12 protein-coding genes are annotated in these 13,802 nt (G+C 73.3%); 2 read left to right on the top strand and 10 right to left on the bottom strand.

Translation table 11 applies throughout. From position 1 onward, the window contains the following. The 7 genes from FNX44_RS28580 to FNX44_RS14975 all read right to left on the bottom strand — a co-directional run. A partial coding sequence (locus FNX44_RS28580; protein WP_194362473.1) for a hypothetical protein occupies positions 1–556 on the bottom strand: 556 nt, incomplete at its 3' end. Positions 557–690: 134 nt separating this feature from the next. Next, positions 691–1,497, bottom strand: coding sequence for a type III pantothenate kinase (locus FNX44_RS14950; RefSeq protein ID WP_143648735.1), 807 nt, complete (start codon positions 1,495–1,497; stop codon positions 691–693). 2 nt (positions 1,498–1,499) lie between these two features. Beyond that, positions 1,500–2,531, bottom strand: coding sequence for a carboxylating nicotinate-nucleotide diphosphorylase (gene nadC / locus FNX44_RS14955; RefSeq protein ID WP_143648736.1), 1,032 nt, complete (start codon positions 2,529–2,531; stop codon positions 1,500–1,502). Further along, positions 2,528–4,321: an L-aspartate oxidase gene (locus FNX44_RS14960; RefSeq protein ID WP_143648737.1), complete on the bottom strand. Its 1,794-nt coding sequence runs from the start codon at positions 4,319–4,321 to the stop codon at positions 2,528–2,530. The genes nadC and FNX44_RS14960 overlap by 4 nt, the downstream gene beginning before the upstream one ends. After that, complete coding sequence (gene panC / locus FNX44_RS14965; protein WP_143648738.1) at positions 4,318–5,199, bottom strand: pantoate--beta-alanine ligase; 882 nt, start codon at positions 5,197–5,199, stop codon at positions 4,318–4,320. Before panC ends, FNX44_RS14960 begins: the two co-directional genes overlap by 4 nt. After that, the gene (locus FNX44_RS14970) at positions 5,196–6,119 is read right to left on the bottom strand and encodes a Rossmann-like and DUF2520 domain-containing protein (RefSeq protein ID WP_143648739.1); all 924 of its coding nucleotides are present in this window, start codon (positions 6,117–6,119) and stop codon (positions 5,196–5,198) included. The genes panC and FNX44_RS14970 overlap by 4 nt, the downstream gene beginning before the upstream one ends. Positions 6,120–6,438: 319 nt before the next feature. Next, complete coding sequence (locus FNX44_RS14975) at positions 6,439–7,320, bottom strand: S1 family peptidase (protein ID WP_143648740.1); 882 nt, start codon at positions 7,318–7,320, stop codon at positions 6,439–6,441. A 622-nt stretch (positions 7,321–7,942) separates the two neighbouring features. Here FNX44_RS14975 and FNX44_RS14980 point away from each other — a divergent pair. Beyond that, positions 7,943–9,049 carry a DUF5937 family protein gene (locus FNX44_RS14980; protein WP_143648741.1) on the top strand — a complete coding sequence of 369 codons (1,107 nt, stop codon included), beginning with the start codon at positions 7,943–7,945 and terminating at the stop codon, positions 9,047–9,049. A 38-nt stretch (positions 9,050–9,087) separates the two neighbouring features. Here the strand turns inward: FNX44_RS14980 and FNX44_RS14985 are convergent, their stop codons facing one another. Further along, a complete protein-coding gene (locus FNX44_RS14985; RefSeq protein WP_143648742.1) occupies positions 9,088–9,768 on the bottom strand; it encodes a response regulator in 681 nt (226 codons plus the stop codon). Between the two features lie 85 nt (positions 9,769–9,853). Beyond that, on the bottom strand, positions 9,854–11,059 hold the full coding sequence (locus FNX44_RS14990) for a sensor histidine kinase (RefSeq protein WP_143648743.1): 1,206 nt from the start codon (positions 11,057–11,059) through the stop codon (positions 9,854–9,856). A 241-nt stretch (positions 11,060–11,300) separates the two neighbouring features. Here FNX44_RS14990 and FNX44_RS14995 point away from each other — a divergent pair, with 241 nt between their 5' ends. Continuing rightward, positions 11,301–12,311: an SAM-dependent methyltransferase gene (locus FNX44_RS14995; RefSeq protein WP_143648744.1), complete on the top strand. Its 1,011-nt coding sequence runs from the start codon at positions 11,301–11,303 to the stop codon at positions 12,309–12,311. An 85-nt stretch (positions 12,312–12,396) separates the two neighbouring features. On the opposite strand, the gene FNX44_RS15000 is transcribed toward FNX44_RS14995, so the two are convergent. Then, positions 12,397–13,431 carry a helix-turn-helix transcriptional regulator gene (locus FNX44_RS15000; protein ID WP_143648745.1) on the bottom strand — a complete coding sequence of 345 codons (1,035 nt, stop codon included), beginning with the start codon at positions 13,429–13,431 and terminating at the stop codon, positions 12,397–12,399. Positions 13,432–13,802: the final 371 nt, after the last annotated feature.

Consider the following 13,802-nt stretch of genomic DNA (forward strand, 5'->3'; position numbering starts at 1 on the left):
GCTTCGGCTCGGGACGCGGCTTGGACTCGCCGTCGTCCGCGCAGCGGGGCGCCACCGTCACCGGGTGCCCGCCGGGCCGGTCCTCCGGGAGGCGGCCGGGCGGCGTGCCGGGGCGGGACGCGGGCTCACCCGCGGAGGTGCCGCCGGGCGGGCCGTCCGGCAGGCCGCCGGGCAGGAGCAGCAGCGGGCCGCGGACGCCCGGCAGCGCGGCGCGGACGAGCAGCATCGCCCGCCGGGCGGCCTCGTAGGGGCCGGTGCGTTCGGCGCACAGGCCGCGCAGCGCGCTCAGGTCCTCGTCGGTGGGGACGTAGCCCGCGGACAGGGCCTCCTGGAGCTGCGCCAGATAGCCGGCCGCCGAACCCGGCAGGGCGGTGCGGTACCGCTCCAGGTCGGCGAGGAGGAAGGCTCGCGCTCTGGCGGCTTCGGCGGCCGTCTCGTCCACGGCTCGGGCGAGCCGCATACAGGCGCGGACCTCATGGTCCGAAACGAGCGTGGGCTGAGCGGCGTTGGCCAGGGCGCGCCGGAGCACACGCAGCTCGTCGGCACTGAAGGCCATTCCGCCTCGGGAACCATGTGGAGTGGGCATAGTGTGACGATAAGCGCTAATCGGACGAAATGCCCTGAACAACGCGCGCACCCCGGTCCGGACGAGCCGTCGGACCGGGGTGTGCGGCAGTGCGTGCGGGGACGCTACAGGCGGGAGGCGTTGCGCTCGTAGACCAGGCGCAGCCCGATCAGCGTCAGCCAGGGCTCGTGCTCGTCGATCACCGTGGACTCGCCGAGCACCATCGGGCTCAGCCCGCCCGTGGCGATGACGGTCACGTCGTCCGGGTCGCCGTCCGGGCCCACCAGCTCCCGCGCCATGCGGTTCACGACGCCGTCGACCTGCCCGGCGAAGCCGTAGAGGATGCCGGACTGCATCGCCTCGACGGTGTTCTTGCCGATGACACCGCGCGGCTTGGCGAGCTCGATCTTCCGCAGTTGCGCGCCGCGCACGCCCAGCGCCTCGACGGAGATCTCGATACCGGGCGCGATGACACCGCCCGCGTACTCCCCGCGCTCGGAGATCGCGTCGAACGTGGTGGCCGTGCCGAAGTCCACGACGATGCTCGGCCCGCCGTACAGCTCGTTGGCGGCGACCGCGTTGACGATGCGGTCCGCGCCGACCTCCTTGGGGTTGTCCATGAGGATCGGCACGCCGGTCTTCACGCCCGGCTCGACGAGCACGGCCGGGATGTCGCCGTAGTACCGGCGGGTGACCTCGCGCAGCTCGTGCAGCACGGACGGCACGGTCGAGCAGATCGCGATGCCGTCGATCCCGTCGCCGAGTTCCATGCCGAGCAGCGGGTGCATGCCCATCAGGCCCTGGAGCAGGACGGCCAGTTCGTCGGCGGTGCGGCGGGCGTCGGTGGAGATGCGCCAGTGCTCGACGATGTCGTCGCCGTCGAAGAGGCCGAGGACCGTGTGCGTGTTGCCGACGTCGATGGTGAGCAGCATCGTCAGACGCCCTCCCTCAGATCCAGGCCGATGTCGAGGATCGGCGAGGAGTGGGTGAGGCCGCCGACGGCGAGGTAGTCGACGCCGGTGCGGGCGTACTCGGCCGCGCGCTCCAGGCTCAGCCCGCCGGAGGACTCCAGCCGCGCGCGGCCCGCGACCAGCGCCACGGCGGCGGCGGTCTCCTCGGGCGTGAAGTTGTCCAGCAGGATCAGGTCGGCGCCCTCGGCGAGCACCGGTTCGAGCTGGTCGAGCCGGTCCACCTCGACCTCCACCGCCAGCTGCGGGAACGCCTCGCGCACGGCCTTGAACGCGGCGGCGACCCCGCCGGCGGCGACGACGTGGTTGTCCTTCACCAGCGCCGCGTCGGACAGCGACATGCGGTGGTTGACGCCGCCGCCGCAGCGGACCGCGTACTTCTCCAGGGCCCGCAGGCCCGGCGTCGTCTTACGGGTGTCGCGAACCTTCGCGCCGGTACCGGCCAGGGCGTCGGCCCAGGCACGCGTCGCCGTAGCGATGCCGGACAGGTGGCACAGCAGGTTGAGCGCGCTGCGCTCACCGGTCAGCAGGTCGCGGGTACGGGCGCGCACCGTGAGCAGCCTCTGACCGCGCTCGACGCGGTCGCCGTCCTCGACGTGCCGCTCGACCTCGAAGTCCTCCGCGCACACCACCGACAGCACCGCCTCGGCGACCCGCAGCCCGGCGACCGTACCGCTCTGCCGGGCGGTGAAGTCCCCGGTCGCGACCGCGTCCTCGGCGATCGTCGCCACGGTCGTGACGTCGCCCAGGCCCTCCTCCAGGTCCTCCGAGAGCGCCAGGTAGGCGATGTCCTCCACCTGCACCGGGTCCAGGCCGGCCTCGGCGAGCAGCCGGACCAGCTCCGGGTCCAGACCGCACTCGACGCCGTCGGCGCTCTCGCCGCCGGCGCAGCCGCAGGCGTCGCCGCAACCGCCCGCGGGCTCCAGGTCGAGCGACGGTCCGGACGGCCGCCGCCCTGGGTCGTCGGGGCGCTGGGCGCGCTCGTCGGGGCTGGTCACGGCGTCTCCTCGGGTTCTGCGGCGGGCTTGGCGGCATGGTCGGCGACCGGCGGGAAGCCGGTGCCGTCGGTCGTGCGCACGGTCAGGGCGCGCGGGTCGCCGGGGTCGAGCGTAACGACCAGATGCCGGCGCCAGCGCGAGTCGTCGGAATCCGGGTGGTCCTCCCGCCAGTGGCAGCCCCTGGTCTCGGCGCGGCGCCGCGCGGCGGCGACCAGCACGGCGGCGACCAGCCGCAGGTTGGCGGCCTCCCAGGTCTCGGTGCCGGGCTCGGCGGACTTCACGGCTCCGGCCTCCGCCGGGTCCAGGGCGGCCAGCTCGGCCGCTGCCGTCGCCAGGCTCTCGGCCGAACGCAGCACCCCGGCGCCGCGCGTCATGACACGCTGCACCGCGCCGCGCGCCTCGGCCGGCGGCAGCGGCAGCTCACGGCCACCGGCCACCGGCGGCCCGGGCCGGGCCCCGTCGGAGGCGGCCCCCACCACGGAGTCCGCGATGCGCTCGGCGAAGACCAGTCCCTCCAGCAGGGAGTTCGACGCCAGCCGGTTGGCGCCGTGCACGCCGGTGCAGGCGACCTCGCCGCACGCGTAAAGGCCCGGCACGGTGGTCCGGCCGGCCAGGTCGGTGCGGACGCCGCCGGACGCGTAGTGCGCGGCCGGCGCCACCGGGATCGGCTCGGTCACCGGGTCGATGCCGTGCGCGCGGCAGGCGGCCAGGATCGTCGGGAAGCGTTCGGCCCACATCCGCGCGCCGAAGTGCCGGGCGTCCAGGTACACGTGCTCCACGCCCTGCTCCTGGCAGCGGCGGGTGATGCCCTTGGCGACGATGTCGCGCGGCGCCAGCTCGGCCAGCTCGTGGCGGCCGACCATGAAGCGCACGCCGTCGGCGTCGACGAGGTGGGCTCCCTCCCCGCGCACGGCCTCGGAGATCAGCGGCTGCTGCCCCTCGGCGTCCGACCCGAGGTAGAGCACGGTCGGGTGGAACTGCACGAACTCCAGGTCGCTGACCTCCGCTCCGGCGCGCAGCGCGAGCGCGACACCGTCGCCGGTGGAGACGGCCGGGTTCGTGGTGGCGGAGAAGACCTGGCCCATGCCGCCGGTGGCCAGCACCACGGCCGGTGCGTGCACGGCGCCCACCCCGTCGTGCTGCCCCTCGCCCATGACGTGCAGGGAGACACCGGCCGTGCGGCCGGCCGCGTCCTTGAGCAGGTCGAGCACCAGCGCGTGCTCGACCGTCTCCATGGACCCGCCGCCAGGCGTGCCGGAGGCCCGTACGTCCTGCACGGCCGCGACCAGCGCACGCGATATCTCCGCTCCCGTGGCGTCGCCGCCGGCGTGCGCGATGCGGCGCCGGTGGTGGCCGCCCTCCCGGGTGAGCTCGATACGGCCGGTGCCCGGCTCGGTGTCGAAGACGGCACCGCTGTCGATCAGGCGGCGGACCGCGTCCGGGCCCTCCTCGACCAGCAGCCGCACCGCGGTCTCGTCGCACAGCCCGGCACCCGCGACCAGGGTGTCGGCCAGATGCTGCTCGGGGCTGTCGCCCTCCCCCAGCGCGGCCGCGATGCCGCCCTGCGCCCAGCGGGTGGAGCCGGCGTCCAGCAGCGCCTTCGTGACGATGACCACCCGCAGCCCGGCGGTTGCGCAGCGCAACGCGGCGGTCAGCCCGGCGACGCCGGAACCGACGACGGCGACGTCCGCCTCGATCGCCCAGCTCGGCTCGGGCGCGGCGAGCCGCAGCGCGGGGAAGGCACCGCCCTGCGAGGCGTGCTGCTGCGGGCCGGTGCGTGGACCGGTCATGCCGTGCTCCCGAAGTCGAGTCGTACGTTGTCGATGAGACGTGTGGTGCCGACCCGGGCGGCGAGCGCGAGCACCGCCGGGCCGCGGTGGTCCTCCGCCACGTCCGCGAAGTCCGCCGGGTCGACCAGCGCCAGGTAGTCCACCTCGACCCCCGACGCCTCCGCGAGCACCCGGCGGGCAGTGCCGCGTACCTCGGGAGGCCGGGCGCCGTCCTTCGCTCGCGCGGCGGCGGTGAGCAGCGCGCGGGAGAGCACCAGCGCCCGTTCCCGCTCCTCCTCCGACAGGTAGACGTTCCGGCTGGACAGCGCCAGCCCGTCCGGCTCCCGCACAGTGGGCACGCCGACGACGTCGACGGGGAAGTTCAGGTCCCGCGCCATGCGGGTGATCAGCGCAAGCTGCTGCGCGTCCTTCTCCCCGTACAGCGCCAGGTCGGGCTGGGTCAGGTGGAGCAGTTTGGCGACGACGGTCAGCACGCCGTCGAAGTGCCCCGGCCGGTGGGCGCCCTCCAGCCGCTCCCCCATCGGCCCCGCGCTGATCCGCACCAGCGGCTCACCGCCCGGGTAGACCTCCTCCACCCCCGGCGCGAAGACCACATCGGCACCGGCCTCCGCGGCCTTCACGACGTCAGCGTCCAGCGTGCGCGGGTAGCGGTCCAAGTCCTCGCCGGCACCGAACTGCAACGGGTTCACAAAAACCGTGACCACAACCTGGCCGCTACGGCCGACCAGTTCCCTGGCGCGCCGGACCAGCCGGGCGTGGCCCTCGTGCAGGGCGCCCATCGTCATCACCACGGCCCGCCGGCCGCCGTGCGGCCAGGCGCGGAGTCCGGCGGCGGTGTGCAGCAACGCGGGGCCGCCCTGCGGCGTGGGCTGGTTCATCGGGTGGGCTCCCCGTCCGAGAGGACCCCGAGCAGGTCCTCGGCCAGTTCCGGCTTGAGCAGTCCGTGGGCGAGCGCCCGGTCGGCGGTGGCGCGGGCCATCGCGATATAGCCGGCGACCATGCCGGGCGCGTGCGCGCGCAGCTCGGCGATGTGAGCGGCGACGGTCCCGGCGTCACCCCGCGCCACCGGTCCGGTGAGCGCGGCGTCACCGGACCGCAGGGCGTTGTCCAGGGCCGCGCCGAGCAGCGGGCCCAGCATCCGGTCCGGCGCCCGCACCCCGGCCTGCTTCAGCAGCTCGCTCGCCTGGGCGACCAGGGTGACCAGGTGGTTCGCGCCGAGCGCCAGCGCCGCGTGGTAGAGCGGGCGGGCCTCCTCGGCGATCCACTCCGGCTCCCCGCCCATCTCGATGACCAGCGCCTGCGCGGCCAGCCGCAGCTCCTCGGGCGCGGTCACGCCGAACGAGCATCCGGCCAGCCGCTGCACGTCCACCGAGGTCCCGGTGAAGGTCATCGCCGGGTGCAGCGCGAGCGGCAGCGCGCCGACCCGCAAGGCCGGCTCGAGCACACCGACGCCGTACCGCCCCGACGTGTGCGCGAGAAGCTGTCCCGGCCGCACCGCACCCGTCTCGGCGAGCCCGGCGACCAGCCCGGGCAGGGCGTCGTCCGGCACCGTCAACAACACCAGCTCGGCCCTGGCCAGCACCTCGGCGGGCTCTACCAGCGGCACGCCGGGCAGCAGTTCGGCGGCGCGACTACGGGAGGCGTCGGAGACGCCGGAGGCGGCGACCGGCCGGTGGCCGGCAAGCGCCAGCGCGGCGGCCAGCGCCGGACCCACCCGGCCGGCTCCCACCACACCGACGGTCAGGCGCGCGGGCCGGTCCGCCGCGCGCACCGGCCCCGGGGACTGTGGATCGTTCACTGAGCTGTGCCTTCCGTTCCAGTCCGCGTTGTCATCGGTACCGGACGATCGCCGCCATGCTACGCGCCGCCCCAGCCAGCCGCCCGTCAGCCCGCCTTCCGGCCGCCTCCCGCCACGTGCACCCGGCAGCGGAACGAGTGGACGAGTGGAGCGACGCCGTCGAAAAAACCCCGACCACCCACCCCACGTGCCCAGCACGCGTTTTTCTCGGCGGTGTCGCGGAACTCGGCCGCGACCCCACGCGGAACGCCCCCGGCGGCCACAGCAAAACGCGGACGCCCGCTGCGCGGACCGCCACGGCCCGCGCAGCGGGCCGCTCTCAGCGGCGGTTCAGCGACTTCTTGAGTCGCTTGCCCTCCGGCGACTCGCCCAGCGTCTTCCACAGCCGGTCGGAGCTGGTGGAGACGTACACGCCGGGCGCGCCCTGACCGCCGCAGCCGTCGCCGTAGGAGACGACGCCGATCTGGATCGGCGCCTTCCGGCCCGGCACGTTGCGGAAGATCGGTCCGCCGCTGTCGCCCTGGCAGGAGTCCCTGCCCTCGACGCCCGCACAGAAGTTGACCCTGTTGTTGTACTCCTTGTAGCTCACCTTGCACTCACCGTGCGACAGGATCGGCACCCGCACCTGGCGCAGCCGGTCCGGGGTGTTGGGCAGCTCGGTGTCGGTGTTGCCCCAGCCCGTGACGACGGCCTTCTGGCCGGGGCGGATGAGCGCGTCGGTGCCCTGGGTGGGCAGCTTGATCGGGGTGATGCCCTTCACCGGCCTGGCCAGCTCCAGGAAGGCCAGGTCGTAGGCGTCGTTGCCCTTGGTGTAGCGCGGGTGGATGACGATGCCGCCGGGGTCGCCCTTGCCGGCCGACTTCCGGACGTCGCGTATCTGTCCCTGCTTCGCGGACAGCACGGTCCGGCCGACGACCACCTGGAGGTCCTTGGCCTTCTCGCCCTCCACGCAGTGCGCGGCGGTCATCACGACGCTCGCGTCGACGAGGCTGCCGCCGCAGAACTGGCGCTTGAGTGCGCTGCCCTTGCCCTTGTAGAGGACACCGGCCATGAACGGGTAGGCGTCGTTCGACACCTCGGTCCCGCCGATGATCGCGTGCGCGGACGGCGCGGTGGCCGCGACGAGCGACAGCGCGGCGGCGGACGCCAGTCCGCCGGCGGCCAGACGCTTCCCGGCCTTCGTGGTGAAACGGAATGACATGAGGGGGTGGCTCTCTTCTCGCTGAGTTCTCCATCCGGGCACGACAAACGCCCCTGACGAATCGCCAGGAATCGCACCGGATACGTTCGTCGGCACATTAGAAGCGCCAACAGAGAACCGTCAAACGCCCTTTCCAAAAGGGCACGGAAAGGCCGCGCACGGCCAATTCCCGGAACATTCCCGGGCAGTCCTCACGCTGACCGGACAGACGCGCGTCCGGCCCACGGGGTTGCCCCGTGGGCAGAACTTGTCACCCCGCATCAGGCCTGGCACCGACGGCCGTTGGCCTGGACCGGCCGGCCCGTGCGCCCCGTCCGGAACCACCGGCTCCACCACGTCCGACCCACCCTCCGCGCCCGCCTCCACGAATTCCCCCGACGCGATTCCCGACGAGCCTCCCGATAGGCCTCCCTCAGTTCCTTCGGAGCGAACCACTCGTCACTTCCGGGAACGGGCGCCGCCGGGTCGCGGCGCTCGGCGAGGCGATGCAGGGCGAGGAAGTATTCGGCGTTGAGACTCATGACGTTCACGTTGCGACGGGCGGACCTCCCTCGGCACGCCGATTGACCGAGCCCGTCAAACGACGTGCCGAAGCGGACGGGCGCCCGGCACGATGTCCGTCATGAGCGTGGCCATCGACATCACCGGACTCCCCGCCGAGCGCGTCGTCTTCGCGCCCTCACCGCTCTCCGAGCTGGGGGCCGCCCTCCACGTGCTCTCCGAGCCGGGGCACCACCCGGGGCTGCACGCGTGGGCCACCACCACGACCGCCCAGCTCAAACCGGACCTCGCCGGCCGACTGGCGGAGGCCGACTTCCTGTGGCGCTCCACCAGGGCGGACATCATGCTGCCGACCGGTGCCCGCCCCGGCGCCACCCTCACCGAGGAACTCGACACCCTCGACACCATGGACGACGAACGCTTCGTCCAGGCCGCGCTGGAGATCAACTGCTCCGCCGACTACTACGGCAAGGGCCGCTCCCCGCTCGCCGACCCCGCCGCCCGCGAGCGGGCGCTGGACCGGGCCGCCGCCCGAGGCCCGAGACAGCTCGACTTCGCCCGCCACCTGCTCACCGACCCGCCCACCGTGCGCAGTTGGATACGCCGCCTCTTCGAGGACTGCGACCAGGCGTTCTTCGCCGACACCTGGCAGCGCGTCCAGCCCCAACTCGCCGCCGACGCACGCCGCAAGACCGAACTCCTCCAGCGGCACGGACTCGCCGACGCGCTGGCCGCCGTCTCCCCCGCCGTGACGGTGGACCACACCGGCCCCGGCACCCGCATCCTCGTCGACAAGCTCTCCGACGGCCGGACCGACGCCAACGCCGGCAGCGAGCAGGGCGTCACCCTCGTCCCCACCACCTTCGGCTGGCCGCACCTGCTGGTGCTGCACGCCCCCGGCTGGCGACCGGTGATCGAATACCCGCTCACCGCCCCCGAGATGCGCCCGGGACCGCACTCCGTCCAGCTCATGGAACGACGGCTGGAGGCGTTGGCCCACCCCCTGCGGATGCGGCTGTGCCGCCATCTGGCCCGCGCCCCCTACACCACCGGCGAGCTCGCCGCCGCGCTGGCGGTCAGCGCCCCGGAGGTCTCCCGCCATCTGAAGGTGCTGCGCCAGGCGGGACTGCTGCGCACCCGCCGCCAGGGCCGCTACGTACAGCACCAGATGGACGTCCCCGTGGTCGCCCGCCTCGGCAGCGACCTCCTCGAAGCGATCCTCCGCTGACATGGCCCGAGCGGGGGGGGCCGCCGGGGCGGTCGTCGTCACGCGCCCCCGGCCCGCACCAGACCTGTCTCGTAGGCGAGGACAACGGCCTGCACCCTGTCCCGGACCTCCAGCTTGGTGAGGATGCGCCCCACATGCGTCTTGACCGTCGCCTCCGACAGCACGAGCTTCTTCGCGATCTCCCCGTTGGACAGCCCCTGCGCGATCAGCACCAGCACTTCGCGCTCCCGCTCGGTCAGCCGCTGGAGCTCCTTCGCCTGCGGCTCCGGCGCCCCTGACGGCAGCATCGGCGAGAACTGGTCGATGAGCCGCTTTGTCGTCGAGGGCGCCACCACGGCGTCGCCGCTGTCCACCGCCCGGATCGCCGCGAGCAGTTCGGCGGGCGGCACGTCCTTCAGCAGGAAGCCGCTGGCGCCGGCCTTGAGCGCGGCGAAGGCGTACTCGTCGAGGTCGAAGGTGGTCAGTATCAGCACCTTCGGATCGCCGGGTCCGCCCTGGCCGAGCTCGCAGATCCGCCGCGTCGCCTCCACGCCGTCGACGTTCGGCATCCGGATGTCCATCAGGACGACGTCCACGGCGGTGGCCCGCAGGATCTCCAGCGCCTCGGCGCCGTCGCCCGCCTCCGCGACGACCTCCATGTCCGGCTGGGCGGCGAGCACCATGCGGAAACCGGTGCGGAGGAGGACCTGGTCGTCGACGAGCATGACACGCACGGTCATTTCAGCGGACTCCTGTTGTGGTTCGGGGACGTTCACGAGAGGACGTGGGACACGGCGAAGTCGAGCGGCCGCGGGGAGACGGCTCTCACCCCGCGCCCTTGAAGGGGAGTTCGGCGCGGACGCGGAACCCGCCGCCGGTGCGCGGCCCCGCCTCCAGGCTGCCACCGACCATGCCGATGCGCTCCCGCATGCCGATCAGCCCGTGACCGAGCCCGTCGGCGCCGCCGCGGCTGTGCACCTCGTCCGGCGCGCCGCGCCCGTCGTCCTCGGCCAGCAGCGTCAACGCGTCGTCCCCGTAGGTGAGCCGTACGGTGGCGCCGACGTGTGGACCGCCGTGCTTGCGGGTGTTGGTCAGCGCCTCCTGCACGATGCGATACGCCGTCAACTCCACGCCGCTCGGCAGCGGACGCGGCGCGCCCTCGATGCGGAAGTCCACCGGCAGGCCGGTACCCCTGACCTGCTCGACCAGGTCGTTGAGCTGCTCGACGCCGGGCTGCGGCACGTACTCCCCGCCGCCGCCCTCACCGCTTCGCAGCACGCCCAGCAGCCGCCGCATCTCGGTCAACGCCTGCCGACCGGTGCTGGAGATCGTCTCCAGGGCCTGCCTCGCCTGGTCGGGCGCGGTGTCCATCACGTACGCGGCGCCGTCGGCCTGCACCACCATCACCGAGACGTTGTGGGCGACGACGTCGTGGAGTTCCCGGGCGATCCGGGTGCGTTCGGCCGCGACCGTCGCCTGGGACTGCGCCTCCCGCTCCCGCTCGAGTCTGGCCGCCCGCTCCTCCAACTCGGCGTAGTAGGCGCGGCGCGTCCGCAGCGAGTCGCCCAGCACCCAGGCGAAGCCCAGGGAGAGCAGGTAGAACAGGAACTGCGCGACAAGCGTGGCGGTGTCCTCCGCCTCCCCCCAGGACGCGACCGCGAGCGCCGGCGCCACCAGGACGGCCACAAGCGCGTACCGGGACGCCCACACCACCGTGCGCGCGGCGACCGTGAAGACGATGACCAGCATCGCGACGTTCATCGGCATCACGAACACGCCGCTGGCGACCTGGGCCAGGCCCGCGACCGTCGCCAGGATCAGCATCTGCTCCGGGAAGCGCCGCCGCAGCGTCACCACCAGGGCGAGGCAGACCACCACCAGCAGGCCCACCACGTCCTGCCATTCGGTGTCGCCGACGTAGTGGGCGGGACCGGCCAGGAGGTAGGGCATGCTGAGCAGCACAAGGACGGCGGCCCAGGAGCCGTCGACCCACGTGGGATGCCTGCGCAGGAACTCATAGAGCCGGTTCACGTCACCCAGCGTAGGCAGGCCGAACGGCCTCCCGGGTCAGCCCGCCGGTCGATCCGTTGACGCCTCAGCTACTCCGCAAGGTGGATGCCGGCCTCCCCCGGCCCGGGGCGACCACTCCCGGCAGAGCCCCCGACACAGCCCCCGCACAGCCGCCGACCAGCCCCCGGTCGGGCCCCGGGTCGGCTCCGGGTCGGCCGGAACCGCCGCTACGTCCTCCCGCCCCGCCTTCTAACGTGAACGCGTGACAGACGACTGGAACGGGTGGCGGGCCGCCACCGAGCGCGCACTGTACGGACCTGACGGCTTCTTCGTGCGGGAGGCGCCCGCCGCGCACTTCCGCACCTCCGTGCACGCCTCGCCCCGGTACGCCGCGGCCGTGGCCGAACTGCTGCGGCGCGTGGACGCCGCGCTGGACGGCCCACCGGAACTGACGTTCGTCGACGTCGGCGCCGGGCGCGGCGAGCTGCTGACCGGCGTGCTCGCCTCCGCACCGGCCGGTCTCGCGGAACGACTGCGACCCGTCGCCGTCGAACGCGCCGCCCGCCCGCCGGGTCTTGATCACCGCATCGAGTGGACCGACAAACCGCCCAGGGGGGTGACCGGGCTGCTGTTCGCCAACGAGTGGCTGGACAACGTGCCCTGCGAGGTCGCCGAGACCGACGGCGACGGCGTCTGGCGACGCGTCCTCGTCCGCACCGCCGACGGCGCCGAACGGCTCGGCGAACACGTCGAGGGCGAGGAGCTGGAGTGGCTGCGCCGCTGGTGGCCGCTGGACGACGACCACCCCGAACCAGGCCTGCGCGCCGAGATCGGCCTGCCCAGGGACACCGCCTGGCGGGACGCCGTCCAGACCGTCGCCGACGGGCTCGCCGTCGCCGTGGACTACGCGCACGCCAGGGACGACCGGCCGCTGTTCGGCACCCTCACCGCCTACCGCGACGGCCGGACCGCACGGCCCGTACCGGACGGCTCCCGCGACCTGACCGCACACGTCGCCCTCGACGCGTGCGCCGCGCACGCCGGCGGCGGCGCCTCGCTCAGCCAGCGGGACGCGCTGCGCGCGCTCGGCGTCGACGGGCGACGGCCGCCGCAGGAGCTGGCCCGCCGCGACCCGGCCGGCTACCTCCGCGCCCTCAGCCACGCCGGCGAAGCCGCCGAACTGCTCGACCCGGCCGGCCTCGGCGCCCACACCTGGCTGCTCTGCCCCCAGGGCCGCCTCCAGCACCACGCCCTACTGGCACCGCCCGGCTAGCCGGCCTGCGGCCGGCAACCCCCACACGCCGGTCGGTGCGTGGCACGTGCCGGAATGACAGCGCACAGTGTCCGCACCGCCGGGGCTAGCCGGCCGGGAGGACCGTGTCCCGGGAGTCGAGCTCGGGGAGGTCCGGGGGGTCGCCGGCGGGGTGCGGTCCGGCGCTCTCCGACTCACCCTCGGAGGCGATCCCGTGGCCCGGCCGGACGATGCCGCGGACGGCGAGCAGATAGCCGAGCTCGGCCCGGCTCCGGCTGCCGAGCGAGTCCGACGCTCTCCGCACGTGGTTGGCGACGGACCTCAGGCTGATGCCGAGCCGCTTGGCGATCGCCTTGTCGGGGAACCCGCTCACGAGCAGGCGCAGCACCGCCCGGTGGATGTCGTCGGCGAGGGGGTCGGGGCTCCCGCCGGGCGTGAGGGCGACGGGCTCGGCGCCGTGCCAGACGTGCTCGAAGGACCTGACCAGGTAGCGCACGATGCCGGGGTGCCGGATCGCCAGGGCTTCCGTGCTGCGGTCCCTGATGCTGGGGATGAAGGCGATCGCCCGGTCGCACACGATGAGTCGTTCGAACAGTTCCTCCGCCGTCCGGACCTCCGCGCCGTGCTCGGTGACCTGCTGCACGTAGGCGAGCGTGGGTCCGTGGGTGCGGATCGAGTGCTGGTAGAGGGTGCGCTGCCGGACGCCGCGGACCGCGAGATCAAGGTCGCGGGTCAGGGCCTCGGCCAGTAGGACGGGTGCCCGGCCCCCGCCGGGCTGCATGGTCAGCAACTCGGTGGTGCAGGCGCCGACGGCCTGTTCCAACGCGGCGCTGATGACGTCGGGTCCGACCAGCCGACGGACAAGCGCGTCGCCCTGCAGGGCCTCCAGGTACACGCTCTCTATTCGGGAGACGGCGACCCGCAGCGCCGCCAGCCGGTGCTGGTTGTCGAGGATCGTCCGCTCGATGGGTTGGGTGGCGCTGAACAGCGCGACGTCCGGCGGTACGGGGACAAGCGCCTCGGCGTCGGTGGCCTGCCGCAGAAGGCCCAACTCCACCACGCACTGGGGCACCTCGCCCGTCACCCGGCTGTGCCGCAGCGCCTCCCGGTAGACGCTCACACCGCGGTCACAGATGTCCACGTGGTCGATTCGCGTATCTTCGTGCTCTTTTCTGCACATGTGCTCCCCTTACATCTTCGTGCAGTGCATCTAGATTGCGGCACTTTTCCTTGTGTGTGCCGACAGATCGGTGGAACTCTCGCCAACGGCCGCGTGGCGACCACCTCCGGCCGAACTGGACACATCCCCCACCACCCCCCGACCAGTCGAAATACCCTTGGGCAGGAAATGAGACGGGCAGTATTTCGCATGACCACCCTTTCCTTGGTCGCTTTCATCGGCTTCTCCCCCGCCTTCCACAAGAAGGTGGAAGCGGGCGACCCTGGAACTACGGAGGCGCGCCAGAGCCTCATCGCTCCCACGACCTACCGGGATTCCGCCTGGGGTTGATC

This window comes from Streptomyces alkaliterrae, assembly GCF_007097205.2.
Taxonomy (GTDB): Bacteria; Actinomycetota; Actinomycetes; order Streptomycetales; family Streptomycetaceae; genus Streptomyces; species Streptomyces alkaliterrae.

What these genes read in the sequence shown, in the direction of transcription:
- FNX44_RS14950 (WP_143648735.1), bottom strand. Translation starts at nt 1,497, where the DNA reads ATGCTGCTCACCATCGACGTCGGCAACACGCACACGGTCCTCGGCCTC.
- FNX44_RS14960 (WP_143648737.1), bottom strand. Translation starts at nt 4,321, where the DNA reads ATGACCGGTCCACGCACCGGCCCGCAGCAGCACGCCTCGCAGGGCGGT.
- panC (WP_143648738.1), bottom strand. Translation starts at nt 5,199, where the DNA reads ATGAACCAGCCCACGCCGCAGGGCGGCCCCGCGTTGCTGCACACCGCC.
- FNX44_RS14975 (WP_143648740.1), bottom strand. Translation starts at nt 7,320, where the DNA reads ATGTCATTCCGTTTCACCACGAAGGCCGGGAAGCGTCTGGCCGCCGGC.
- FNX44_RS14980 (WP_143648741.1), top strand. Translation starts at nt 7,943, where the DNA reads ATGAGCGTGGCCATCGACATCACCGGACTCCCCGCCGAGCGCGTCGTC.
- FNX44_RS14985 (WP_143648742.1), bottom strand. Translation starts at nt 9,768, where the DNA reads ATGACCGTGCGTGTCATGCTCGTCGACGACCAGGTCCTCCTCCGCACC.